Genomic DNA, 24,063 nt, shown 5'->3' on the forward strand with positions numbered 1-24,063 from the left:
CGGGGCCGGCGGGGCCGGCCACGGTCAGCCGTCGTCCTTGAGCATGGCCCGGAGGCGTTCGTCACCCCAGACCTCGACCCAGTTGACGCAGTCCCGTTCGGATTCGGCCCGGAGCCGGTCCTCCGCGCCCCACAGGGCCCGGTACTCGGCCAGGGCACGGGCCCTGTCCTCCTCGCCCCAGGCCCCGGACGGGTTGCCGCGGTCCTGCCCGGACAGGGCAGCCGCGTGGGCGATCGTGTCGTCAAGCCAGTGCGGGTACGTTGGCGGAAAGGTGTCCGATGTGGCGGGGTGGTGGGCCGTCCCGGCCGGTGACGTCCAAACAGGTTGGCCGATATTTCCGTCCATTTCGGGGGTCCAGCCACGCACCTTGGGCAGGGCTGTGCCGTCAGGGCGGGTGCGCGGCCTTCTGGGTGGTTTCCCCTGCCGGTTTTTGCCGTCCTTTTCGTGTTTGAGCAGGTGGTGTTTGGGGCACTCGCTGGCGAGGTTGGCCGCGGTGGAGTCCCCGCCGTCCTCCCAGGCGAGCAGGTGGTCCAGTTCGGTGTGCGCGGTGGCGGTGTTGCAGCCGGGGAACGTGCAGGTCCGGTCCCTGGCGCGCAGCCAGGCCCGCATGGCCTCGCTGACCCGGTACCGTTCCGGGGCCTGGTCCAGGGCCTCCCCGGTCACCGGGTCGGTGAGCAGGCGCAGGAACGAGGGCGCCCCGGCGGCCAGGTCCCGGGCAATGGAGGCGGGGATCGGGCCGTAGCCCTCCAGCTCGGCCGGTTCATCCGTCAGCCCAAGCAGGGCCAGCGCCGGGACGGTGACGAGGATCTGCGTGGCCGGGGCGGGCACCTGTCCGTGGCCGCCGGGGCCGCAGCCGCCCAGTGCGCCGCCGCGGCCATCTCCGGCTGGGCCGTGTCCATCACCGTCGGCTTCCCCTCCAGTGTCGATGGTGCCGGCAATGCCCCCGAGCGGGCCCAGCAGCAGGGCCGCGGCGACATCGGCGCGCAGCTGGGCCAGGGTGCGCGGTTCACCGGGTCCTTGGAGGCCGCGGGCGGCGGCGGTGCACCGGTTCCAGACCGCCTGCCCGGCCGCCGCGGAGAGCTGCAGGTGCAGGGAGGACATCCCGTCAACCTCGGGCACCAGGACCAGGGAACGCTTCTCAAACGCCATTTTCGCGCGGGTTTCGATGCTGGCCGGGTGGAGGCGTTCGCGCCGCCGCCGGGCCTTCTCGGTGAACTTGGGCACCGTCGCCCCGGCGGCCAGGGCCACGAGTTCGGCCTCGAACGCGGCCACCTCGCCCGGGTCGATGCCGGGGATGTCCCGGACGGCCTCGACGTGGTCCAGCACCGCGGTGGCGTGCCGCCAGGACAGGTCCCCGGCCTCCAGGGCGGCCAGGGTCGGCCCGTGGTCGCGGACCAGCGCGACGGAGTGGTCCATCAGCCGGTGCGCGCTCTGTTCGGGGATGGTCAGGGCGGTGGCGAGTTCGGCGACCGCGGCCGAATCGTGGACACCGGCCTGCCAGCCGTCCAGGCCCAGCGCCCAGGCCTCGGTGCGGGCCGCGGCGTGCAGACGTTCGGCCAGGGCCGCCTGGTGCGCGGCAACCCGGGCGGAGAACCGGGCCAGGGCGGCCAGGGCCGCGGCGGCGTCGTCGTAGTCGGCCCGTGCCGCGGCGAGCACCCCGTCGAGCAGGGTATCGGGGCAGGGGCCCGGACCGGGGACCGCACGGGCTGGAGGAAGCATAGGCAAGCGGACGGCGGTGATCAGTTCCGCGAGGGTGGGCCGTGCCCCCTGCGCGGGTGTCCCGGCACCGGTGCCGGGTGTCTGGTTCGGTGAACCGTCCATGAATCCATTCCACCAGAAGGCACCGACATTAACCCCTCCGAAAGGGGCCACTTGGGTGTGGTGGGGAAAGATTGTCGAAAATATTCTCCGCAGCACGGCCGGGGACGGCCTCGGCAAGCACCGAAGCCGGTGGTCTCGACCAGCGGGGCGGTGATTGAGCGGATCCAACAGAAGCAGCAGGGTTCCCTGGCCGACCGAAGCGAAGTTGGGGTGGCTGGCGAACGGGAGCCGAAATCCGGTGGGACGGGGGCGTCCCCGGGTTGCGCCGTCGGGTGCGGGAGGTCTCGGCTTCGCTCGACCACCGGGCCAGGGCTCCACGCGGCCGGGGACGGCCACCGAAACCGGTGGCGGGGCGAGGAACGATCGCTCGGAAACCCAGCCGGGACGCGGGACTGGGTCTCCACGCGGCCGCAAGCGGCCTCGGTCGACCAGCGGGCCTGGGCGCACGGCTGCGCGGGACCCGCGGCGAGCTTGCGGGCCGCGGGAGCGGCTGGGGAGCGGGGAACGAGCGCGGGGAGACGCAGGCGGACCGGGTCACCCGGGTCTCCACACGGCCGGGTCTCCACACGGCCGGGTCTCCACACGGCCGGGTCTCCACACGGCCGGGTCTCCACACGGCCGGGTCTCCACACGGCCGCAAGCGGCCTAGGTCGACCACCGGACGCCCCGCCCGCCCCGTGTTCACCCAACCTTCACCGGGCCACCGTTCGGGCGTCCCTGGAAGGACACTGGCAGGACACCCGGTAGCGGCACTGTGGAGGGGTGAAGGTTGCGATAGTTGCTGAATCATTCCTGCCCGTGGTCAACGGAGTCACACACTCGCTGCTGAAGGTGCTCCAGCACCTGGCGGCACGCGGTGACGAGGTCCTGGTGATCGCCCCTACCTCCGCCGACGCCGGCGCCCCCAGCGTGGTGGAGGGCGCCGCGGTTAAGCGGCTGCCCTCGCTCCCGCTGGCCGGCTACACCAACATCCGCGTTGCCGTGGGCCCGGTGGCAACCGTCAAATCGGTGCTGGCCGGCTTTGCCCCCGACGTGGTCCATGTGGCCTCGCCCTTCGTCCTGGGCTGGCGGGCGGTGCAGGCCGCGCAGCAGCTGGGCATCCCCACCGTTGCCATCTACCAGACCGACATCCCCGGCTACGCCGCACGGTACGGCGTGCGTTTCCTGGAAAACTGGGCCTGGCAGCGGGTGGAGAACATCCATGTGGCGGCGACCCGGACGCTGGCTCCGTCCAGCCATGCCCTATCGCAGCTGCGCGGCCACGGGATTCCCCGCGTGCAGTTGTGGCCCCGTGGCGTTGACACCGTGCGGTTCCACCCCGCCAAGCGCGACGGCGGCTTCCGGGCCAAGGTGGCCCCGCCGGGCACCAAGCTGATCGGCTATGTCGGCCGGCTGGCGTTGGAAAAGCAGGTGGCCGATCTGGCCGCCCTGGCCGGCATCCCCGGAACCAAGTTAGTGATCGTGGGCGATGGCCCGCAGCGTGAGGCTCTGGAGGCGGCCCTGCCGGACGCCCACTTCACCGGGTTCCTCGGCGGCGAGGCCTTGGCCGCCGCCGTCGCCAGTTTTGACCTCTTTGTCCACCCGGGCGAGCTGGAGACCTTCTGCCAGACCATCCAGGAGGCCATGGCCTCCGGTGTGCCTGTGGTGGCCACCGGCCAGGGCGGGCCGCTGGACCTGGTGGATTCCTCGCGCACCGGCTGGCTGTATGCGCCCGGCAACCTGGCCCAGCTGCGCGGCTATGTACAGGACCTCGTGGGCGACGACGCCAAGCGGGCCGCCTTTGCCGCCGCCGCCCACGCCAGTGTCCAAGGCCGGACCTGGACCGCCGTCTGCGAGGCCTTGATCGACCACTACCGCGGCGCCATTGCCGAACATTCCCTGCTGACCACCAGCCTCTGAAGGACGCTATGAAAATCACTGTCATTGGCTGCGGCTACCTGGGTGCAGTGCACGCGGCCACCCTCGCGTCGCTGGGCCACCACGTCACCGGCATCGATGTGGATGCCCGCAAGATCGACCACCTCTCCCGCGGCTTCTCGCCCTTCTTTGAACCCGGGCTGGAGGAGCTGCTGCACGCCGGGCGTCGCGAGGGGACGCTGAAGTTCACCGCGCTGTATGAGGGAATCGATGACGCCGATGTCCACTTCCTGTGTGTGGGGACGCCGCAGTCCAAGACGGACGACCGGGCGGACCTGGCGCATCTGATGGCGGCGGCCGGTGCGCTGGCCCCGCACCTGCGCCCGGGCGCCGTCGTCGCCGGCAAGTCCACTGTGCCGGTGGGCACCACCGCGAAACTGGCTGACCTTTTCGCCGGCACCGGGGTGGAACTGGCCTTGAACCCGGAGTTCCTGCGCCAGGGCACGGCCGTGAAGGATTCGCTGGCGCCGGACCGGCTGGTGTACGGCGTGGCCGAGGGCGCCGGTGGGCAGCGGGCGGTGGACGTGCTCGACGGCGTGTATGCGCCATTGCTGGCGGCCGGCACGCCGCGGCTGGTCACCAGCCCGGCGACGGCCGAGCTGATCAAATCCTCGGCCAACGCCTTCCTGGCCCTGAAACTCTCCTACATCAATGCCCTGGCCGAGCTCTGCGACGCCACCGGTGCGGATGTGGAAGAGCTGGCGCAGGCCATGGGGCTCGACGAGCGGATCGGCGCCACGTACCTCGGTGCCGGCGTGGGTTTTGGCGGCGGCTGCCTGCCCAAGGACCTTCGCTCCTTCCGCGCCCAGGCGCAGGAGCTCGGGGTGGACTCTGTGGCGGGGCTGATGGCGCTGGCGGACGGCATCAACACCGATGCCCGGCACCGGACCGTGGAGGCCGCACGCCGGCTCTGCGGCGGGGTGCTGGGCGGACGCCGGATCACCGTGCTGGGTGCGGCGTTCAAGCCGGGCACCGATGATATCCGCGATTCCCCGGCCTTGGACATTGCCTCCCGGCTTGCCGCGCGCGGCGCAGATGTCGTCGTGACGGACCCGCGGGCGATCAACAACGCCTGGCTGCAGTATCCACAGTTGTGCTTCGAGCCAAACACCATGGCGGCGCTGAACGGTGCCGAGCTGGTGCTGCTGCTCACGGAGTGGAACGAGTACCTGCGACTGGATCCGGCCTCAGTTGCGGCCGTGGTGTCGCGGACGGTGCTGCTGGACGGGCGGAACGCGCTCGACGGCGGGACATGGCGCGCCGCCGGCTGGGACTACCGGGGCATCGGACGGGGTGCCTGGGCGCCGGATGCCGGTGCCGCCCCGGCATCCGCGCGCGCCATGGCACCGGCAGCAGCGAACGGGCCGTTGGCCGCCACCCCTGCGCACGCCGCCGCGCCGCAGGCAGCCCCGAAACCGGCGGGGCCCCGCACCGCCGGGGCGGGCAGTCCCCTCTAGCGGTGGCGATGCGCTACGTGGCGCTGGGGGATTCCTTCACCGAGGGCGTGGGGGACCCCAACCGGCATCTGCCCAACGGCGTGCGCGGCTGGGCTGACCGCGTGGCCGAGGGGCTGGCCAGGGCACAGCCCGGCTGGGAATACGCCAATCTGGCCATCCGCAGCAAGCGGCTGCGCCACATCGTGGCCGAGCAACTCGGGCCGGCCCTTGCCCTGGAACCGACGCTGGTCACCGTATACGCCGGCGGCAACGACCTCATGGACCTGGGCACCAGGGTGGGCGCCCTGTTGGCCGAGTACGAAGAGCTGGTCTCCCGGCTGGCCGGCACCGGGGCGCGGCTGCTGCTGTTCACGGGCTACGAGGTCCAGGTCTCCGCCGTGCTCAAGCCGCTGCGGCGGCGCAACCGCCTGTACAACGACGGCGTCCGGGCCATCGCGCGCCGCTACGGTGCCGAGGTGGTGGACTATGCCGGCTTCGGCGCCTATGCGGAGCGGCGGATGTGGGCCGCGGACCGGCTGCACATGTCCAAGGCCGGGCACAAATACCTGGCCGCCCAGGTGCTGGCCCTGCTGGGGGTTGACCATGCCATTGCGCCCAGACGGTGGGATCCGCTGGCCCGGCGCTCCGCGGTGGGCCGGGCCTCGGGGTGGACGGTGGGGCAATACCGCTGGATCCGGGATTGGGTGGTTCCGATGTTCGGGCGCAAGATCCGCGGGGTGACGATGGGGGATGCCCTCACACCGCGCTGGCCCGAACCGGTCCGGGTGCCGCCGAAGGGCGGTCTGCGGAAGCTGGCCAAGAAGCGGGCCAGGGTGGCCAACGCCGGTGGCACCCCGGAGTGATCTGCGGTGTTCACCCCGCCACCTGGGGCGGCGTCACAGTCGACCGAATTCGACATTAATCGACCACCAATTGGTACCCGGAGGCATCCCACCCTAGCCTTGAGCCATTGAACGGGCCCGTGGCATGCCGGGCCGTCAAGAGTGATCGGGGGACACACTGGGAAGCGTCAATCTGCGTGGAGCGCTGCGCTCCATGGCATTCCGGCCGCAGGATTCGATCCCCGTCTGGCGCGACCCGCGCACGCCCGTGCGCCGGCTGATCGCCGCCGCCGGCTGATCGCCGCTGCCGTCGCGATCGCCGGCGCCGGCCTGTTTGGTGGCGCCGTTGCGGCATCATGGACGGCCATCCTGGCCTGGTGGGCCACCGTGCTGATCGTCGGGGCATCGCTGCTGGTGGTTTACCCCTTTCTGCTCAGGATCACGGCCGGCCGTGATCCGATCTGCCTGGGTGTCGCGGCGTCGGTGCTGGCCTTCACCGAGGTCAGGGACGAACCCGCGCTGAGCTTGGCCATCTGGGTCCTCGGATCGGCGGTGTACCAGGCGGTGCTGCGCCGCCCGCTCAAAGCCGCTCTGTTTTGGACGGGCGTGAGCACCATTGCCGCCGCGCTCTTCCTGTCGACCGTGGCGCTCTTGCGGGACCTGGGATCGCCAGATGCCCTGAACTATGCCCTGGGCGTCGGCCTGCTCTTGGCGGTGCACATTGGGTTGAGCGTCCTGCACCAGGGCCTGCACCACATTCGGGCCACGGATTCTCCACAGAACCAGATCCGCTGGAACCGGATGGGGGTGCTGTGGGCGATCAACATCGCGATCACGTGGGTGGGTGCCGCCGCCGATGCCTTCAGCGACCATGGGTACCACTTGGTGGGCACCTCCATGTCGGCCGTGAGCGTGGCATCCTTGGAGGTCGTCTGCCTGATGGTCCACAGCCTGACGCTGCGGATGAAGCTGCAAGAAATCGGCGTCAAGCTGCAGGTGGTCCTCGATGCGGCGCATGAATTGCCCTGGTCGGACGTGCCCCATCCGCTTTCACGGGTGGGCACCTTTGCCTCCGTCGCAGTGCCGGGCGATGCCATGGCCATCCAGCGCGAGCCCGCAGGTGCCAACCAGATCGGCGCCCAATTCGATTTCCCCGACGGCCGCACCGAACACATTGTGGTGACCCGGGCGGCATCCCTGGGCAGCTTTTCCCGGCTGGAGGAACGCGTCCTCTCCGGCCTGGCCCATATGGCCAGCACCACCATGCATGTGGACCACGGAATGCAGCGGCTTCAGGCGAAGGCCGCCACGGATGAATTGACGGGCTTGGCCAATTACCGGGCCTTTCTTGACGCCCTTTCCCTGGCCGAGGCGGTGCAGGATCCGGTGAGTGGTGTGGCCATTCTGTACATCGACGTCGATGGCCTCAAGTCCGTCAATGATGCCTACGGCCATGATGTGGGCAATGAATTGTTGGTGGAGATTGCCGCACGCATGCGCGGCGCACTGCGGGACGGCGACACCGTTGCCCGTGTGGGTGGCGATGAATTTGCCGCCATCCTGGCCAACGGCATAACCGCCAAGGACGCCGATGGCATCCGCCGCCGGGTTGAAAGCGAAATTGGAAGGCCGCTGCGGCTTGCCGGGCAATGGTTTACCCCCAGTGTGAGCATTGGAATTGCCTATTCGTCCTTCGTTGATGCAAAGATTGATGATTTGGTCATTGCATCGGATCGGGACATGTACAAACGAAAAATGGCAAAGGAAGACATCACCTCAGTGGACGGCGAACGCTTCACCGACCCCCTGCCCGACCCCCTGCCCGACCCCTTGGCCACGGCCCAGTCCGACAACGCGGCCGCTTACGGGGCAGCCGAGGCCAGCCGTGCCGGCTGATCCCGCCAACGTCCCGGTGGCCGACCTTGCCGCGGCGCTGGGCCGCATCTCCCTTCTGGAAACCGAGCTGGCCCAGGCACAGTCCCTGCTCCAGCACCAGGCCTGCACGGACGCGGTGACTGGGGCCACCAACCGGGCGGGCATGGTGGCCCTGCTGGAGAAAACAATCACCAACGGTGGCGATGGCCGGGCCCTGCCGACCATGCTGGCCGTGGGGCTGGGTGCCTTTTCCAACGCCAAACTGGGACGCGCCGGCGGCAAGGCGGTGCTGCAGGAAGCCGCCCGCCGGCTCCAGGCACTGGCCGGCTCCTGCGGCACAGTGGCCCGGATGGGCAACGAAGAATTCGCCGTGTTGCTGCCCGGCGGTGACTACGAGGGGTCCCTGCGCCTGGCGGTGCAGCTCGTCACAGCACTCAGCGGCCGGATGGTGCTGGGGGAGCACACGCTGTGGCTCGAACCCTGTGTCGGCATCAGGTTTGGGGCCACCGGGCTGAGTGCAGAGGAGCAGATCCGCGATGCCGTGCTGGCCGCCAACCATGCCGAGGCGCACGAGCAGGACCACATCCAGGTTTTTGTCCCGGCCATGCTCGAACGTGCCACGCAGCGCGTGCAGATGATCGCGGATCTGCACGAGGCGATCTCCGCCGACGAGCTGGAGCTCCACTACCAGCCGGTGGTGGACCTCTCCAGCGGGCGGATGGTGGGTGCCGAGGCGCTGGTGCGCTGGCAGCATCCCCAGTGGGGCCAGATGCAGTCTGCCGTATTCCTGCCTGCCGCGGAGGAAGGTGGGCTGATGGTGGCGCTGGGACATTGGGTGCTGGCCACAGCGGTGCGGCAGCTGGGCGAGTGGTCGCCGCTGCTGGCTGCGCTGCCGGCCTTCAGGGTCCATGTGAACCTTTCCCCCGGTGAACTCGAGCGTCCGCAGATTGTGGGTGAAATCCGCAAGCTGCTGGCCAAACACCAGGTTCCGGCCGGCCGGCTGGCCCTGGAGCTCACCGAGAGCGCCATCGTGTCCGACTTTGAGCGGACCGCCAAGGTCCTGCTTGGCCTGCGCAAGCTCGGCGTCGGCCTGGAGATCGATGACTTTGGCACCGGATACTCCTCCATCAGCTATCTGCGCAGCCTTCCCGTGGACACCGCCAAGATTGACAGGTCGCTGGTGACCGGCGTGGACACCGACCCACGCCAGCAGGAGTTTGTGGCCGCGATCCTGATGCTGATCAAGGCCGCCCGCCTGGACGTGGTGGCCGAGGGCATCGAAACGGCAGGGCAGGCCCTCGCCCTGGCAAACATGGGGGCCGGTCTGGGCCAGGGCTACCACTTCAGCAAGCCGGTTCCCGTGGACAGGCTGACGGCCATGCTCGAGGCTGGCACCACCTTCGCCATCGGCGAACCGGTGGCGTCGGCCTATGAGGTCTAGACCCAGCCCAATGCCTGACGACGCCGGCAACAGGCCAGGCCCGAGCATTCCCCTGCCATGTTGGGAATGTGGACTTTTCCTAACTCGCTGTACCGTCGGGATTCTGGCGGTGTCTATGGTGTGCCTCATAGCTTTGAAACACCGCTAAAGACGTCAGACCTGCGTGGCCGAATTTCCCCCGAAGGACTTCGGCCAGGTCATCCAGTGCGGCATGCAGCATCCGGCCGGCAAATCGGAGATCGGCATTTGTGCTGTTTTGGGCATCGGAGGCCAGTTGCTGTGCATAGGCGATAGTGGCCGGCAGTGATCCCCTCTGCTCTGCTTCATGAAAGTAATACGTTTCATTGAATGCCAGCAGATCTATGCTTACCGTCGCTACATTCCTTGCGAGCGATTCAAGCAGGTCAGCGGCATGGCGGGGTTCCAGCGCCGCAGCGCCCCGAGGGCCAGCGGCCTCCCTAAACAGGTTCAGGTCGTGTGCAAGAGCGCGACGACGGCTGAGGGCGGGGTACGTCTGCAGAATCCAGGAAACTGTGGCCGTGAGCAACCCGAAGCCCGTCACGGCCTGGGAGGCAGCGACGAACCGAAGCAAAGGCGTCGCCGGAACAATTTCACCGTAGCCGACCGTGGACAGGCTGACCATCGAAATGTAAATGGCTTCGGCGAGGTCCCCGTATTGTGGCACGCCGTCTTCGTAGGCGAATCCGGCCGGCAAATGTGGCAGGTACACCAGGGCCCACCCCATGATTGACAGGGATGCCCATGCGCCGATTACGGCAGCCATTGCGGCAGGCGCAGCGACGGTGGAGGCGTGGCCTCTGAATCTTCGGGAAAGCAGCCAGAGTCCGCGCATGATCGTCCTGCAGACGGGACCTGTGCCGTGCGGATAGAAGAGTGTATGAAAGACATCGGCGACCATCAGCAGAATCAGTCCTGCACCGGTGACCGTCTCCACTATGCCTGCGAAGTCCATGCCTCAGCTTACGGTCGGGACAGTGCCGGTACCCGTCCACCGCGCACGTGCCGCCGGCAACCGAGGGACGCTAGAGTGTTCCGCCTGCCACCTCCGGTGTGCCGGATTCATGGACGGGTGCACCATGGACGGGTGCACCATGGCCGCCTCCATGGCCGCCTCCGTGGCCGTGATGCCCCCCCCCCCCGTGGCCATGGCCGTGCTGTCCGGCGTCGCCCACCCTTTCGCGGGCCAGGAACATTTCGACGTCGAACAGGTTGTCCGCCCGGCGCGCGACGTTCAGGAGCGTGGACATGGACGCGACCTCTTCCACCTGCTCCTTGAGGAACCACAGCATGAACTGTTCACCCAGGGGGTCGTTTTCCTCCCGGGCCGCGGTGAACAGTTCCTTGATGCGGTCCGTGACTTCGATCTCCTGGGCCAGGGCCAGGGGCTCCTCGGCCTCGGAGACGTCATTGCGGACCGGCTCGATCCCGGGGATGGAGATCCTGATGCCGCGGTCCAGGATGTACCGGACCATCATCATCGCGTGGTTCCTCTCCTCCAGCGACTGCCGGTAGAAGTGCTTGGCAAGCCTGGGAAGGTCCTGCCCGTCGAACCAAGCCGCAATGGCAATGTACTGCTGGGACGCTGCGAACTCATTGCCCCCCCCTGTTTGCCAAGCAGATCATTGAATTTTGCGGTGCTCATGGGGCACTCCTCGATGTGGGTTCAAGGCTGAGGACCCGCGACACAAGGGCTCGGCTGGGCCCGGCATTGCCGGGGGGCCTCCTACGAGCTTGCTCCGCCACGGATACGGTGGTCAAGACCCGTTTCCCCGTCTGGGCAGGGGGATCCCCGCGTTGTCCGGCCCGGCGAGGGCAGCGGGCGCTGCCACCGCCGTCTGCTATTTCACGGCCACGAAGTAGGCGTTGATCGGGTCCTCATCCAGCACCGTGCGCGCCACCGGGCCGAACCCGGCGTCGTGGAGCATGGACTCGGCCAGCTGCACGCCCCACACTGTGCCCAGACCGTCCCCGCCCTGGCCCAGGGAGACGGACATGCAGTGGACGGCGGAGACGGTGTAGAGGAACGAGCCCCAGGGCAGGTCGATGTTGTCCTCCAGGTTCGAGGAGGCATTGATGTCCACCATCAGGAAGGTTCCGCCGGGGCGCAGCGAGGTGTGGATGTTGCGCAGCACGGCGGCGGGATGGGCCTGGTCGTGGACCATGTCGAAGGCGGTGACCAGGTCCAGTGTGCCCGCCAGGTCCAGGGTGGAGGCGTCCCGCTCCTGGAAGTGTGCGTTGTCCAGACCCCAGGCGGCCGCCTCGGCGCGGCCCGCGGCGATGCTCTCGGCCGAGAAGTCGTAGCCGGTGAACCGGCTGGCCGGGAAGGCCCGTGCCATCAGGTTGACGGCGTGGCCGGCCCCGCAGCCCATGTCCGCCACGTCGATGCCTGCCTTGAGCCGGTCCACGCAGCCGGAAAGCGGCAGGATCACGTCGATCAGCGAGGCGTCGTGGACGGCGCCGCTGTCCCCGGCCTGGATCTGGACGAAGTCCGGGTAGTCGGCGTAGGCCAGGCCTCCGCCGGTGCGGAACTTCTCCACCACCTTGCGGGTGACCTCGCCCATCAGCGTGATGTACAGCAGCTGCCGGGCCAGGTTGTCCACCCCGGGGCCGCTGAGCAGCGGCACATGGTCCGCGCGCAGCTGGTAGGTGCCCGCAGGGGCGTCGTAGTCGACAAAATGCGCCGCGGCCACCCCGCCGAGCCACTCGCGCACGTAGCGCTCGTTCAGCCCCGCGGCGTCGGCCACCTGTTCGCTGGTGGCCGGTGGCAGCGTGGCCATGGCCTCAAACAGGCCGGTCTGGTAGCCGATGCTGGCCAGCACGGCGATGGCGCCGTCGTTCAGAATGGCCAGCAGCCGTTCCGCCGGTTCGACCCCGGTGGGTTCCCCGGTCTGCGCGGGGGTGGTGTCGGTGGTGCCCATGGTCTTCTCGCCTTTCCTGCACCCGGGCGGTGTTGCCCTCTTGTTCGAACGCTACGCCGGCACCGGGATGGGCACATCGGGCAAACCATGCATCCGCACCCATTCCCCGGTGGGGCGGACCATGCAGTGCGTGGCCGCGGATCAGGCGGGCAGGTTGCCCCGGGCCCAGGCAGCGGCCGCCGTGCGGGAGGAAACGCCGATCTTGGCGAAGATGTTGGCCAAATGCCTGCCCACCGTCTTGTCGCTGATCACCAGGGACTGCGCCACCGCCCGGTTGCTCAGTCCCCGGGCCACCAGGGCGAGCACCTCGGCCTCGCGGGCGGACAGGTTGCCGGCGCCGGTGCCGCCGGCCAGCCGCACCAGATCCGGCCCGGCGCCCAGTTGGCGGTAGATGGCCAGGGCGGTGGCGCGGTCCGCCTCCGCTGTGCCACCGTGCCCGAGTGCGTCCTGGCAGCGGGCCAGCAGTTCGCGCACCCGTGCCGTGTTGTGCCGGGCCCGCTGGCCCCGGTAGATCCGGGCGGCCCGTTCGGCATGTGCCAGGGCTGCCACCGGGTCACCGGCGGCGAGCGCGACGGCGGTGCGGGCGTGCTCGGCCCAGGCGGTGAGCCCGTCGGCCGCATCAAAATGCCGCGCCGTGCCCTCCAGCTCCGCACAGTAGGTTTCGGCCAGGGCACCATCACCGCGGGCCAGGGCCAGCTCGGTGGCGGGCAGCAGCAGCCGGGCCCGGCCCAGCCTGTCGCGCTCGCCGAGGGAGGCGCACAGCTGTGTCCGGGCCAGTTCGGCGTCGCCATGCCCCTGGTGCAGCAGGGCCTCCCCGGGCTACGGGTCAACGCCGAGCTCGCGAGCGCGGCCAAAAGCGGCCAGTGCCTGCCGGTGGCGTCCGCGCAGCCGGTGCACCTCGCCGAGTTCGTAGAACCCGGCACCGGCCATCCAGCTGTGGGCATCGGCCAGGGATTCGCTCGAGGCCCCGATGTCCGCCTCCACGGCATCCCAGCCGCCCTCGGCGCCGGTGAGCTGCAATTGATGGACCCGGGTGACGGAGGCGTACATGAACTGAGGCGGGTGGATGGCGCTCCAGCCGGCCAGGGCCTGCGTCCATGCGCGCATCCGTGCCAGGTCGTTGATCAGGTGGCAGGTGTGGATGACTGTGCAGTAGATGTCCCCGGCAAAGAGGGGCGGCACCGATCCGGCCAGCACGGGCAGCATGGCCTCGTCCAGCTCGTTGAAGCCCGCGCCCGCCTGTCCGGCGCGCAGCTCGGCCAGTCCGGTGACCACGTGGGCAATGCAGCCCAGGGCCGGGTCGCCAAATCGCGAGGCCCAGTCGTGGAGCCGGGCGGCGGCGGTGCGGGCCGCGGCCGGGTCTGCCTCCATGTCGCCGTCGGCCACGGCCTCCAGATAGAGAAGATAGCCGTGCTCGGGCCCCTCGGGCAGAGCCGCGAGCAGCCTCCGTGCCCGGTTCAGCCAGCCGGACGCCACCAACAGGTCCCCACGGGTGGACCACTGCAGGGCCAGTTCCGTCGCGCGCAGGGCGGCCGTGCGCTCCTGCCCGCCGGCGAGCAGGCGGCCAAAGAGCTCCTCCGTGACCGCCAGGGACTCAGGGACACCACCGCGCCACCAATCCGATGCGGCGAGCGCGGCCAGATCCGCTTCCGGCAACGGCCCCGTCCGGATCCGCTGTCCACCGGCAGCACGGCCCGCCTCCACCTGCCGGGGAACCGCCGGAAATCTTCATATTCGAATATATGTTCGAAAACGAAAATCGGGCACTTTGCCGCATATCCCGCCCGCATATCCCGCCCGCATATCCCGCCCGCGCAGCCCGGACCGCCGGCCCCATTTCCCGCGTTAAGCGCCAGTTAAACGCCCAGGGGCCGCCTGCCGAAGCAGGCGGCCCCTGGGGACAGGTTCCTAGCGGCCCTTGATGGGCAGGCCGCAGCGGGTCATGGACTCCGCGTAGGCCTTGGCAATCTCCAGCAGCCACTGCTGCTGGCGCTCGGGGGAGCCGGCAAAGCTGCGGCCGCCGGGGGACTTGACCTTGTAGATGCCAAAGCCGCGCTTGTACAGCGTGTGGCTCTGGGCCTTGGCCAGCTGGTCCGCCAGGCGGTGGGCCTCGGTGCCATGGGCAATCAGGGCCGATGCGCGGGGGACCAGGGCCAGCAGCTTCACCAGCGGACGCAGGCCGGCTTCGATCTGCGGGGCGCTCAGGCGGCCGTTGGGCTCGCCCGGGGTGAACCAGGGATGGACATTCCACGGCATCACGTAGCTGGGGCGCAGGCCCAGCTGCCAGTGCACACCCAACAGGCGCGTGGAGGCCTGGTCATCGCCGGCTGTGATGAAGCCGGACTCGTCGGCGGAACCCACATTGGAGTACAGGCTGATGATGCGGCACTCGTCCACGTCGTGGATCGGATCGACGTAGGGTACGGTCTTCTCGGGGCGCATCTCGCCCAGGGTGTCGAGGAGGCGGTTGACCTCACCGACGTTCTCGTCGTACCGGCGGTTCCAGAGCTGTTCGCTGTGCGATTCGGTTGCCACGGACTGCATTGAGTGTTAAGTCTCCTCGGGGGTGGTGGGGCATTCCGTCCCTCCCCAAGGGCACGGTGCTTAGCGTTCCAGTCTACCAACCAGACCACGACGGCGGCGCGGCACCGCATGTGCTAGGGCGGGCCCAAAACGGGCCGTTTGTGACGAACGACTCAGCCGGTGTTTGCTAACGATTTGCCCATGATTTCCCCCAGCGCCCGCCGAACCTATGCGCATAGGTACAGGGTGTCTAGCATCAACTCATGCATCCGAGCGGCATAGGCCACGGCAAGGAACACAGCACAGGCGCCCCCGTGCGCACCCCCGCCATCGCCGTCCACGGCCTCCGCAAGTCCTATGGCGGCCACGAGGTGCTCCATGGCCTCGACTTTACCGTCGAACACGGCACCATCTTCGGCATGATCGGTCCCAACGGAGCGGGTAAAACCACCACCATGCGCGCACTCCTGGACATCATCCGCCCCACCGCCGGGGAACTGGCACTGCTGGGGGAGAACCCCCAACAAAGCGGACCGGCCCTGCGCCGGCGGATCGGCTACGTCCCCGGCGACCTCACCCTTCAGGGCCGGACCACCGGGACAAAGCTCCTGGAGCACTACGCCCAGATCAGCGGACCCGTAAAGCCAGGCCGCGTGGCCGAACTGGCCGAACGGCTCGACCTGGACCTCAACGCCCAGATACGCCGGCTCTCCAAGGGCAACAAACAAAAGCTGGGCCTGGTCCAAGCCTTCATGCACGACCCCGAACTCCTGGTCCTCGACGAACCCACCAGCGGACTGGACCCGCTCATGCAACAGGAATTCATCGCCCTCGCCCGCGAGGCCCGCGATAACGGCCAAACCGTCTTCCTCAGCTCCCACGTGCTCAGCGAAATCCAGGCCGCCGCCGACAAGGTCGCCATCCTCCGCGGCGGCCGGATCGCCACCATCGCCACCGTGGAGGAACTGCGCGCCACGGCCAAGCGCCGCCTGCGCCTGAGCGCCACCGGCACGACGGCCCCCACAGTGGAAGCCCTACTGGGCTCCGTGCCCGGAGTGCTCCAAGCCCACGCCACACCCGGCACCCGCCCCGGCACCGTCGACGCCACCGCCATCTTGGAAGACGGCGTCAACCACCTGGTGGGCGCGCTCGCCGGCCTCCACCTCCTCGACCTCGTCCTGGAGGAACCCGACCTCGAAGAGGCAGTCCTGGGGCTGTACGCCACAGACCACACCCATACAGACCGAACCCCTCCATACCCACGGCGCCGCCAGCTGCGAAAGGACCGCCGATGACCCCCACCGGCCACCGCCTGCCACTGATGCGCAAAGCGCTCGCAGAGTCTTGGCGCTCCACCCTCGCCTGGGCCGCCGGCCTGCTCGCCGCCATGTCCCTGTACCTGCCGCTCTACCCGGCCATCGGCGGGAACGCCCAAATGAAGAACCTGCTGGACTCCCTCCCACCCGAACTGATCCGCGCCCTGAACTACGACCAAATAGCCACCGGCGCCGGATACACCCAAGCAACCTTCTTCGGCCTCATGGGCTTCGCCCTCATGTCCATCGCCACCATCGGCTGGGGAGCCGCAGCCATCGGCAGCGACGAGGAAGCAGGCCTGCTCGAACTCACCCTCGCCCACGGGGTCACCCGCGTCCAAGTGGTGCTCGAACGGGCCACAGCGCTCGCGGTCCGCGTGCTGGCGCTCTCCGCCGTCGTGCTGGTGGCACTGTGGGTGCTCGCCGGGCCCTCGGACCTGGGCATCGACCCGCGCCATGCGGCCGGCGGCGTGCTGCTCTTCGCAGGGCTGGCGCTGCTCAGCGGCACCGCTGCCCTGCTGGGCGGAACCATCGGCGGACGCCGCGTGCACGGAATTGCCGCCGGGGCCGTGGTGGCCGTGCTGGGCTATGCGCTCAATGCGCTGGGCAACCAGAGCCAGGAACTGTCCTGGATGCACGGCTTCTCGCCCTACTACTGGGCCTACGCCAACGCACCCCTGGTGCACGGGCCGGACTGGTGGTCGGTGGCGGCCATCTATGCGCTCTGCCTCGTGTTCACGGCCGCCGGGGCCGCGGTGCTGGCGCGGCGCGACGTCGGCGTCTGAGCGCTCCGCCCGCGGACCGGCCTGCCTTGGCGTCCGGCCCGGGGCGTTCTCGCATTGCGGACCGATCCGGGCCAATGAGTGGGGCTGGCACACGGATATGGAAAGATTTGGCGTATGCGTCCCATGCAGCACTCATCCAAGCTCGCCAACGTCCGCTACGAGCTCCGCGGGCCCATCCTGCACGCCGCCAAGGCGATGGAGGCCGAGGGCCACCGGATCCTGCGGATGAACCTCGGCGACACCGCACCGTTCGGGCTGGAGGCGCCGGAGTCCATCGTGGTGGACATGATCCACCACCTGCGCGGGGCGCAGGGCTACAGCGATTCCAAGGGCATCTTCTCCGCCCGGACCGCCATTTCGCAGTACTACCAAACGCGCGGCCTGATGCAGATCGGCGTCGAGGACATCTTTGTCGGCAATGGCGTCAGCGAGCTCATCTCGATGACCCTGCAGGCCTTCCTGGAAAACGGCGACGAGGTCCTGATCCCGGCCCCGGACTACCCGCTCTGGACGGCGTCGGTCACCCTGACCGGCGGTGTGCCCGTGCACTACCTGTGCGACGAGGACAACCAGTGGTGGCCGGACATGGCCGACGTCGAGGCCAAGATCACCGCCAGGACCCGGGCCATCGTGATCATCAACCCCAACAACCCCACCGGCGCCGTGTACCCGCGCCACATCCTGGAGCAGTTTGCCGACCTGGCCCGCAAGCACGATCTGGTGCTGTTCTCCGATGAGATCTACGAGAAGATCCTCTACGAGGGCGCCACGCACATCCACACGGCCGCCATCACCGACGACGTCGCCACGCTCACCTTCAGCGGGCTGTCCAAGGCCTACCGGATGCCCGGCTACCGGGCCGGCTGGGTGGCGCTGTCGGGTCCGCGTGCCGCCATGGCCGATTTCAAGGAGTCCCTGGAACTGCTGGCCTCGCTGCGGCTGTGCTCCAATGTGCCGGCCCAGCACGCCATCCAGACCTCCCTGGGCGGCTACCAGAGCATCAACGACCTCACCAAGCCGGGCGGGCGGCTGCGCGAGCAGCGCGACCGGGCCCGCGAACTCCTCACCGCCATCCCGGGCGTCAGCTGCGTGCCCGCCGCCGGCGCCATGTATCTGTTCGTCAAGCTGGACCCGGCCCTGTATCCGATCGACGACGACGAGAAGTTTGTCATCGATCTGCTGCAGGACCAGAAGATCCTGGTTTCCCACGGCACGGCGTTCCACTGGCCCACGCCGGACCACTTCCGCTTCGTCATCCTGCCCTCGGTGGACGACATCGAGGAGGCCGTGCGCCGGATCTCCACCTTCCTGGCCGTCTACCGGCGCAAGGCCACCCCAACCGCCACCGCGTAGCATCCGGCCCTGCCCGGGAATAGTTCCACCGAGGGCCATGTTCCACTAGATGCAAACGCATGGAATTGACACGAGGGAGCGGGATGGACGCGCAGAAGTTTGAACTGGGGCTGGATACATTTGGGGACATGACCCTGGATGCATCGGGGGAGCCGAAGGCGGCGGCGGAGTCCATCCGCGACGTCGTCGCGCAGGCCGTCCTGGCGGATTCGCTGGGCCTGGACTTCTTTGGCGTGGGGGAGCACCACCGCGACGACTACGCCATCTCCGCACCCGACATGGTGCTGGCCGCCATCGCCGGCCAGACCAAGACGATCCGGCTGGGCTCGGCCGTGACGGTGCTCAGCTCCGATGATCCGATCCGGGTTTTCCAGCGCTTCTCCACCCTCGACGCCGTCTCCAACGGCCGGGCCGAGGTCATCCTGGGCCGCGGTTCCTTCACCGAATCGTTCCCGCTGTTCGGCTACGACCTCTCCTCCTACGAGCAATTGTTCGAGGAAAAGCTCGAACTGTTCACCGAGCTGCGCAAGCAGGGCCCCGTCACCTGGTCCGGGGAGACGCGTGCCCCGCTGGCCAACCAAATGGTCTACCCGCCCATCCAAAACGGCACGCTGAAGAGCTGGGCGGCCGTGGGCGGCAGCCCGCAGTCGGTGGTCCGCGCCGCCCACCACGGGCTTCCCCTGATGCTGGCCATCATCGGTGGCGAGCCCATGGCGTTTGCCCCGTTCGCGGAGCTATACCACCGGGCCCTGAAGGAATTCGGCCAGCCGGAGCAGCCCATCGGCGTGCACTCGCCCGGACACATCGCCGCCACCGACCAGCAGGCGCTGGACGAGCTGTGGCCGCACTACCAGAAGCACACCGCCCGGATCGGCCGTGAACGCGGCTGGGGCCCCATGGACCGCGCCCAGTTTGAGGCGACGGCCGGACCCGACGGTGCCCTGTTTGTCGGCTCGCCCGAAACGGTGGCCACGAAGATCGTCAAGGTGGCCAAGGGTCTGGGCCTGTCCCGCTTCGACCTCAAGTACAGCCACGGCACGCTGGGCCACGAGACGCTGCTGGAAAGCATCCGGCTCTACGGCACCGAGGTGGCGCCCCTGGTCCGCGAGCAGCTGGGCAGCGGGCGCTAGTCCCGGGGCTTCAACCGGACGGTGGGCAGGGCGGGCGCCGGCAGCGGTGCCACGTCCTGCCCCGGCGGCAGGCCAAACCGGACCGCCGGCCCCGCCGTGTCCGGAGCGGACCCAACGGCGCCGGGCTGGACCGCGTCCGGCTCGACGCCGGAGTCGCGCTGCCACTCGGCACGGAACCGGGCGATCTCCTCGTGGCTGCGGCCCACAAAGTTCCACCACATCACAATCGATTCGCCCAGCGGCGTGCCGCCGAGCAGCAGCAGCCGGGCACCCTGGCTGCCGGCACTGATCGAAAGCATGGGCATTCCGGCGGGGAAAGCCCCCAGTTCGTGTGCCGCCAGCGGATGGCCGTTGGCCGTGGCGGATCCGCTGTCTACCAGGATGCCATACTCAAAGCCCGCGTCCACCGGATAGCTGACCGTTGCCCCGGCCTCGAGTACCAGTTCGGCGCCCAGCAACGGGGTGAAAGTGGCCACCGGAGAGCTCTGGCCGCCCACTGTGCCCAAAAACACGCGCAGGGTGGCTCCACCGTCGAGCACGGCCGGCGGCCGGTAGCTCTGGAAGCCCGGATCGGTGAACCTGTCGCCGTCGGGCAGGGCAACCCACAGCTGGGCACCATGCAAAACGGTGGTCCCCGGCGTCGACATTTCAGAGTGGCTGATGCCGCGGCCGGCCGTCATCAGGTTCAGCTCACCGGGGCGGACCAGCGCATGGTTGCCGGCGCTGTCACGGTGTTCGATTTCGCCGGTGAACAGCCACGAAATGGTCTGCAATCCGGTGTGCGGATGCGGCGGAACCTCCATGCCACCCGTTTCGGCCACCGCGTCGGGGCCATAGTGGTCCAGGAAGCACCACGCGCCGATGAAGGACCTGCTGCGCTGAGGGAGTGTCCGGCGCACCGTCATGGCGCGCACCCCGCCGAGGGGCACCATCCGCGGCTCCAGAAGCTCCATCCGTGGCGCGTCTGCGCCGAGCGGGTGCGCGTGGCCATCGCAGCGCAGCTCCTGCGGGGTGCTCTCTTGGTTGCTCATGGGACCTCCGGGCTTGGGGGCAGACTCTGCTGCCGATCCTATGCCTCCAGCCGCACCGGTGGGGTGCCTGCCGGCCGGCGCCGTGTCGAACCGGAGGCGATTAACCACTAAACTTTTGTGAAGTCCGCATTTGCCCTCTTTAGATTGGATCGCGGGTGGATCTCACCTTCATGGTCGTGCTAGTCATAGCGCTGGCTCTCTTTTTCGACTTCACGAATGGCTTTCACGACACGGCGAATGCGATGGCGACCCCCATCGCGACCGGCGCCATCAAGCCCAAAACCGCAGTGGCCCTGGCCGCCGTGCTCAACCTCGTGGGCGCCTTCCTGTCCACCGAGGTGGCCAAGACCATCTCCGGCGGCATCATCCGCGAGGGCGACGGCGGGGTGTCCATCACCCCCGAAATGATCTTCGCCGGCCTCATGGGCGCCGTGCTCTGGAACCTGTTCACCTGGCTGTTGGGCCTGCCCTCCAGCTCCTCCCACGCCCTGTTCGGCGGCCTGATCGGTGCCGCCATCGTGGGCACCTGGAGCCTCGACGCCGTCAACTTCACAGTGGTGATGTCCAAGGTGATCCTGCCGGCACTGCTGGCGCCCGCGATTGCCGGTGGCGTGGCGTACCTGTGCACCAAACTGGCCTACGGCCTCACCCGCCGCACGGACCCGGATTCCGGCGACAAGCTGGTCCAAAAGCGCGGCGGCTTCCGCTACGGCCAGATCTTCTCCTCCTCGCTCGTGGCCCTGGCCCACGGCACCAACGATGCGCAGAAGACGATGGGTGTGATCACTCTCGTGCTCATCTCCAGTGGCCTGCAGACCACCGGAACGGGCCCGGAAATCTGGGTCATCGCCGCCTGCGCCATCGCCATCGCCGGTGGCACCTACGCCGGCGGTTGGCGCATCATCCGCACCCTCGGCAGCGGCCTGACGGACGTCAAGCCCGCCCAGGGTTTTGCCGCCGAGACCAGCACCGCCGCGGCCATCCTGGCCTCCTCGCACCTGGGTTTCGCCCTCTCCACCACCCACGTCGCCTCCGGCTCCGTGGTGGGCTCGGGCCTGGGCCGCACCGGCTCCACCGTCCGCTGGGGCGCCATCGGCAAGATCGGTCTGGGCTGGCTGTTCACCCTGCCGGCCGCCGCCGTCGTCGGTGGCCTCGCCGCCTGGATGGCCAGCAAGGAACACGGCCTCGGCGACACCGGCCTGTGGATCTCCGTGGTGCTGGGCCTGGCCGGCATTCTGTTCATTTTCTTCCTCTCCCAGCGCGAGACGGTTGACCACCACAACGCCGTCAGTGAGGTCGACGCCGTGGGCGAGGCCGTGCACATCCCCTCCAAGAAGGAGCGTGAGCGGCTGGCCGCCAAGGCCCGACTGGCCGAGAAGGCGGCGGCTAAGGCTGCCGCCAAGGCCGAGGCACTGGCCCTCATCCGCGCCCAGGCCCTGGCCGCGGTGGAGCGTGCCGACACCGAGGCCCTGATCGCCATCAACGCGGCCGCCGATGCCGCCCGGGCCGGGGGCAAGGCCAGCGCCGGGAAGTCCGGTCCCAGCAAGGCCCAGCGTGCCAAGGTGGCTGCCAAGGCCCCCACCAGGGTCCACGCGGCCAAGGAGCCTGCCACCAGGGTCCACGCGGCCAAGGTGGCGGAACCCGCATCCACGGCCCCCGCCACCGGCACGGCAGCCGCCGCCGGCACCACCACGGCAGCCGAGAAGCCGGCCGGTGCTGCCACGGGCACCACCACGGGCACCAAGGTCCAGACAGAGAACGAGGACATCGCATGATCAACTGGGCCGCCTTTGCCACCGTCGCCATCGCCACCCTGGTGGGCGCCGTCGTCGTGGTTGGCATGTACTCCCTCGGTGTGCGGCTGTGGGCCGTCAGCGCCGACGCCGGAACCTCCGCCCACCGCACCGCCAGGAGCGGTGCCGTGGCCTGCTTCGCCGTGTGCGCAGCGGCAGTGCTCTACGGCATCTACCTGATCGTCCCGTTCTTCCACTAAGGCCACAGGGCGCACGAAGGGTCCGGCACCTGATGGTGTCGGACCCTTCGTTTAAGCTGTGGCCATGGCGAGGACCCAGTACTTTGTAGCTTCATCGATCGACGGCTTCATTGCCGATGCCGACGGCGGCCTTGACTGGCTGATGGCGTTCAACGGCTTCGACGGCCAGGAGGAGGCCTACACCACCTTTCTGGCCCGTGTGGGGGCCATCATCATGGGGGCGCAGACCTACCGCTTCCTGCTCAACGAACATGCCCGCGGTGTTCTGGATGGCTGGCCGTACACCGGCACGCCCACCTGGGTGTTCACGCACGCACAGCTGCCGGTGTTCGACGGCGCGGACATCACCTTTGTGGCAGGCGACGTCGCCCCCGTCCACTCGGCGGCCCTGGCGGCCGCAGGCGGCGCCAATGTCTGGATGGTGGGCGGCGGCTCCCTCGCCGCGCAGTTCCTGGACGCCGGTTTGCTGGACGAGCTCCTGCTGAGCATCATGCCCATAGTGCTCGGTGCCGGGCGCCCGCTGCTGCCCATCACGGCGGCGGTGGGGCCGCTGGTGCTTAAGGAATCGCGCGTCCCCGGCGGCGGCGTCGTCGAGCTCAGGTACGTTCTGGCGCGCAGGACCTAGCCAGGCCGGAAAGCCAGGCCCGCGTGTGGCGCGGGCTGCGCAGCAGGACCACGTGGGCGGCGCCCGGTGCCGCAGCAAGGGCGCGCATGGCCGCGCGTTTGCGCGCAAAGGAGTGGGAATGCCAGGCGATGATGGATTCGCCGCTGAACAGGATCCTGATGGACTCGGTGTTGCCATTGCAGACGGGCTCCCGGGTCGCGGCCCGGCGGATGCTGCGCACCAGCAGCCGCCGCAACGAGGTCAGGCGCGGGTAGTCAAGGCAGACCACCACCTGGGCGCGCGGCACCACCAGATCCCACCAGGGGCTGTAGGCGCCGTCCAGGGCCCAGCCCGGCTGTGCCACCAGTGCCGCGGCCAGCTCCCGCTGCTGCGCCACCGGGCGGTTGGTCCAACCGGGCAGCCAGCCCACTTCCTCGTCGGCCAGGTGGCAGGGCAGGCCCAGGGTGCCGGCAAGCATCGCGGCCAGCGTGGATTTCCCCGACCCGGTCACGCCCTGGATCAGGATCCGCTGCACCCCACCCGGCAGGGGTGCAGGCGTGCCGGCAGCCATTTACGCTTCGCGGATGAGGTTGGTGATCCGCGCGGTGGAGAGGCGCCGTCCGGCGTCGTCGGTCATGACGATCTCATGGGTTGTGAGTGTCCGGCCCAAGTGGATGGCGGTGCAGGTGCCAGTGACGAGGCCGCTGGCGACGGCGCGGTGGTGGGTGGCCCCCACCTCGATGCCCAGCGCCTGGCGCTTGGGTCCGGCGTGGATGCCCGCGGCAAATGAGCCCAAGGTCTCAGCCAGCACCACGTGGGCGCCGCCGTGCAGGATACCTGCCACCTGGGTGTTGCCCTCCACCGGCATGGTCGCCACCATCCGTTCGGCGCTCATTTCCAGGAATTTGATGCCCATTTTCACCACCAGGGCACCGATGCCCCACTCGGCAAGCCAGGCATGCATCTCCTCGGGCACGCCGGCCTCGGTGAGTTCGGCCAGATGGTCTGTGGGTGTGTAAATCTCGCTCATGCCAACTAGGCTGGCACCTGTGAGTGA

The 24,063-nt window shown here is 68.9% G+C and carries 20 protein-coding genes and 2 pseudogenes; 12 read left to right on the forward strand and 10 right to left on the reverse strand.

Annotation, left to right across the window (positions count from 1 at the left end):
• Positions 1-24: 24 nt before the first annotated feature.
• Entirely contained in the window at positions 25-1,821 is a 1,797-nt protein-coding gene (locus tag ACQCSX_RS03400) for a DUF222 domain-containing protein (protein WP_427017676.1), read from the reverse strand.
• 762 nt (positions 1,822-2,583) lie between these two features.
• Here ACQCSX_RS03400 and ACQCSX_RS03405 point away from each other — a divergent pair.
• The 5 genes from ACQCSX_RS03405 to ACQCSX_RS03425 all read left to right on the forward strand — a co-directional run bounded on the left by ACQCSX_RS03405 (position 2,584) and on the right by ACQCSX_RS03425 (position 9,332).
• Complete coding sequence (locus ACQCSX_RS03405) at positions 2,584-3,720, forward strand: glycosyltransferase family 4 protein (protein WP_427017677.1); 1,137 nt, start codon at positions 2,584-2,586, stop codon at positions 3,718-3,720.
• A gap of 8 nt (positions 3,721-3,728) precedes the next feature.
• Positions 3,729-5,195 carry a UDP-glucose dehydrogenase family protein gene (locus ACQCSX_RS03410; RefSeq protein ID WP_427017678.1) on the forward strand — a complete coding sequence of 489 codons (1,467 nt, stop codon included), beginning with the start codon at positions 3,729-3,731 and terminating at the stop codon, positions 5,193-5,195.
• A gap of 8 nt (positions 5,196-5,203) precedes the next feature.
• Positions 5,204-6,037, forward strand: a complete 834-nt coding sequence (locus ACQCSX_RS03415; RefSeq protein WP_427018958.1) for an SGNH/GDSL hydrolase family protein — start codon at positions 5,204-5,206, stop codon at positions 6,035-6,037.
• 141 nt (positions 6,038-6,178) lie between these two features.
• Entirely contained in the window at positions 6,179-7,912 is a 1,734-nt protein-coding gene (locus ACQCSX_RS03420; RefSeq protein WP_427017679.1) for a diguanylate cyclase domain-containing protein, read from the forward strand.
• Entirely contained in the window at positions 7,902-9,332 is a 1,431-nt protein-coding gene (locus ACQCSX_RS03425) for a putative bifunctional diguanylate cyclase/phosphodiesterase (RefSeq protein ID WP_427017680.1), read from the forward strand. The genes ACQCSX_RS03420 and ACQCSX_RS03425 overlap by 11 nt, the downstream gene beginning before the upstream one ends.
• Before the next feature lie 79 nt (positions 9,333-9,411).
• Here the strand turns inward: ACQCSX_RS03425 and ACQCSX_RS03430 are convergent, their stop codons facing one another.
• From ACQCSX_RS03430 to ACQCSX_RS03455, 6 genes and pseudogenes are all read right to left on the reverse strand, one after another.
• Positions 9,412-10,305, reverse strand: coding sequence for a potassium channel family protein (locus ACQCSX_RS03430; RefSeq protein ID WP_427017681.1), 894 nt, complete (start codon positions 10,303-10,305; stop codon positions 9,412-9,414).
• Positions 10,306-10,480: 175 nt separating this feature from the next.
• Positions 10,481-10,995 (reverse strand): annotated as a pseudogene (locus ACQCSX_RS03435) (ferritin); the annotation flags it as partial.
• Positions 10,996-11,191: 196 nt separating this feature from the next.
• Positions 11,192-12,271: a methyltransferase domain-containing protein gene (locus ACQCSX_RS03440; protein WP_427017682.1), complete on the reverse strand. Its 1,080-nt coding sequence runs from the start codon at positions 12,269-12,271 to the stop codon at positions 11,192-11,194.
• A 141-nt stretch (positions 12,272-12,412) separates the two neighbouring features.
• Positions 12,413-12,820, reverse strand: a complete 408-nt coding sequence (locus ACQCSX_RS03445; RefSeq protein WP_427017683.1) for a response regulator transcription factor — start codon at positions 12,818-12,820, stop codon at positions 12,413-12,415.
• 270 nt (positions 12,821-13,090) lie between these two features.
• A complete protein-coding gene (locus ACQCSX_RS03450) occupies positions 13,091-13,927 on the reverse strand; it encodes a hypothetical protein (RefSeq protein ID WP_427017684.1) in 837 nt (278 codons plus the stop codon).
• A gap of 252 nt (positions 13,928-14,179) precedes the next feature.
• Positions 14,180-14,815, reverse strand: a complete 636-nt coding sequence (locus tag ACQCSX_RS03455) for a uracil-DNA glycosylase (RefSeq protein WP_427017685.1) — start codon at positions 14,813-14,815, stop codon at positions 14,180-14,182.
• Positions 14,816-15,057: 242 nt separating this feature from the next.
• On the opposite strand from ACQCSX_RS03455, the gene ACQCSX_RS03460 reads away from it, so the two are divergent.
• From ACQCSX_RS03460 to ACQCSX_RS03475, 4 genes are all read left to right on the forward strand, one after another.
• Positions 15,058-16,089, forward strand: coding sequence for an ABC transporter ATP-binding protein (locus ACQCSX_RS03460; protein ID WP_427017686.1), 1,032 nt, complete (start codon positions 15,058-15,060; stop codon positions 16,087-16,089).
• The gene (locus ACQCSX_RS03465; protein ID WP_427017687.1) at positions 16,086-16,895 is read left to right on the forward strand and encodes an ABC transporter permease subunit; all 810 of its coding nucleotides are present in this window, start codon (positions 16,086-16,088) and stop codon (positions 16,893-16,895) included. Before ACQCSX_RS03460 ends, ACQCSX_RS03465 begins: the two co-directional genes overlap by 4 nt.
• Before the next feature lie 114 nt (positions 16,896-17,009).
• Complete coding sequence (locus tag ACQCSX_RS03470) at positions 17,010-18,248, forward strand: pyridoxal phosphate-dependent aminotransferase (RefSeq protein ID WP_427017688.1); 1,239 nt, start codon at positions 17,010-17,012, stop codon at positions 18,246-18,248.
• 83 nt (positions 18,249-18,331) lie between these two features.
• On the forward strand, positions 18,332-19,378 hold the full coding sequence (locus ACQCSX_RS03475; RefSeq protein WP_427017689.1) for an LLM class flavin-dependent oxidoreductase: 1,047 nt from the start codon (positions 18,332-18,334) through the stop codon (positions 19,376-19,378).
• Here ACQCSX_RS03475 and ACQCSX_RS03480 read toward each other — a convergent pair.
• Entirely contained in the window at positions 19,375-20,409 is a 1,035-nt protein-coding gene (locus ACQCSX_RS03480; protein ID WP_427017690.1) for a pirin family protein, read from the reverse strand. The genes ACQCSX_RS03475 and ACQCSX_RS03480 overlap by 4 nt on opposite strands.
• 155 nt (positions 20,410-20,564) lie before the next feature.
• On the opposite strand from ACQCSX_RS03480, the pseudogene ACQCSX_RS03485 reads away from it, so the two are divergent.
• The 3 genes and pseudogenes from ACQCSX_RS03485 to ACQCSX_RS03495 all read left to right on the forward strand — a co-directional run.
• Positions 20,565-21,758: pseudogene (locus tag ACQCSX_RS03485) on the forward strand (inorganic phosphate transporter); the annotation flags it as partial.
• A gap of 422 nt (positions 21,759-22,180) precedes the next feature.
• Positions 22,181-22,402 carry a hypothetical protein gene (locus tag ACQCSX_RS03490; protein WP_427017691.1) on the forward strand — a complete coding sequence of 74 codons (222 nt, stop codon included), beginning with the start codon at positions 22,181-22,183 and terminating at the stop codon, positions 22,400-22,402.
• Between the two features lie 64 nt (positions 22,403-22,466).
• Positions 22,467-23,027 carry a dihydrofolate reductase family protein gene (locus tag ACQCSX_RS03495; protein WP_427017692.1) on the forward strand — a complete coding sequence of 187 codons (561 nt, stop codon included), beginning with the start codon at positions 22,467-22,469 and terminating at the stop codon, positions 23,025-23,027.
• Here the strand turns inward: ACQCSX_RS03495 and ACQCSX_RS03500 are convergent.
• Positions 22,999-23,577 (reverse strand): adenylate kinase, encoded by a 579-nt coding sequence (locus ACQCSX_RS03500; RefSeq protein ID WP_427017693.1) that lies wholly within the window; start codon positions 23,575-23,577, stop codon positions 22,999-23,001. The two genes, ACQCSX_RS03495 and ACQCSX_RS03500, sit on opposite strands and share 29 nt — an antisense overlap.
• Positions 23,578-24,036, reverse strand: a complete 459-nt coding sequence (locus ACQCSX_RS03505) for a hotdog fold thioesterase (protein ID WP_427017694.1) — start codon at positions 24,034-24,036, stop codon at positions 23,578-23,580.
• Positions 24,037-24,063: the final 27 nt, after the last annotated feature.

Origin of the sequence: Pseudarthrobacter sp. P1 (assembly GCF_050156935.1) — a bacterium.
In the GTDB taxonomy this organism is placed as follows: Bacteria; Actinomycetota; Actinomycetes; order Actinomycetales; family Micrococcaceae; genus Specibacter.

Excerpts from the sequence above, each read along its gene's own strand:
- ACQCSX_RS03440 (WP_427017682.1), bottom strand. The coding sequence starts at position 12,271 with ATGGGCACCACCGACACCACCCCCGCGCAGACCGGGGAACCCACCGGG.
- ACQCSX_RS03400 (WP_427017676.1), bottom strand. The coding sequence starts at position 1,821 with ATGGACGGTTCACCGAACCAGACACCCGGCACCGGTGCCGGGACACCC.
- ACQCSX_RS03415 (WP_427018958.1), top strand. The coding sequence starts at position 5,204 with ATGCGCTACGTGGCGCTGGGGGATTCCTTCACCGAGGGCGTGGGGGAC.
- ACQCSX_RS03490 (WP_427017691.1), top strand. The coding sequence starts at position 22,181 with ATGATCAACTGGGCCGCCTTTGCCACCGTCGCCATCGCCACCCTGGTG.
- ACQCSX_RS03465 (WP_427017687.1), top strand. The coding sequence starts at position 16,086 with ATGACCCCCACCGGCCACCGCCTGCCACTGATGCGCAAAGCGCTCGCA.
- ACQCSX_RS03480 (WP_427017690.1), bottom strand. The coding sequence starts at position 20,409 with ATGAGCAACCAAGAGAGCACCCCGCAGGAGCTGCGCTGCGATGGCCAC.
- ACQCSX_RS03470 (WP_427017688.1), top strand. The coding sequence starts at position 17,010 with ATGCGTCCCATGCAGCACTCATCCAAGCTCGCCAACGTCCGCTACGAG.
- ACQCSX_RS03495 (WP_427017692.1), top strand. The coding sequence starts at position 22,467 with ATGGCGAGGACCCAGTACTTTGTAGCTTCATCGATCGACGGCTTCATT.
- ACQCSX_RS03500 (WP_427017693.1), bottom strand. The coding sequence starts at position 23,577 with ATGGCTGCCGGCACGCCTGCACCCCTGCCGGGTGGGGTGCAGCGGATC.
- ACQCSX_RS03475 (WP_427017689.1), top strand. The coding sequence starts at position 18,332 with ATGGACGCGCAGAAGTTTGAACTGGGGCTGGATACATTTGGGGACATG.
- ACQCSX_RS03430 (WP_427017681.1), bottom strand. The coding sequence starts at position 10,305 with ATGGACTTCGCAGGCATAGTGGAGACGGTCACCGGTGCAGGACTGATT.
- ACQCSX_RS03455 (WP_427017685.1), bottom strand. The coding sequence starts at position 14,815 with ATGCAGTCCGTGGCAACCGAATCGCACAGCGAACAGCTCTGGAACCGC.
- ACQCSX_RS03410 (WP_427017678.1), top strand. The coding sequence starts at position 3,729 with ATGAAAATCACTGTCATTGGCTGCGGCTACCTGGGTGCAGTGCACGCG.
- ACQCSX_RS03460 (WP_427017686.1), top strand. The coding sequence starts at position 15,058 with ATGCATCCGAGCGGCATAGGCCACGGCAAGGAACACAGCACAGGCGCC.
- ACQCSX_RS03505 (WP_427017694.1), bottom strand. The coding sequence starts at position 24,036 with ATGAGCGAGATTTACACACCCACAGACCATCTGGCCGAACTCACCGAG.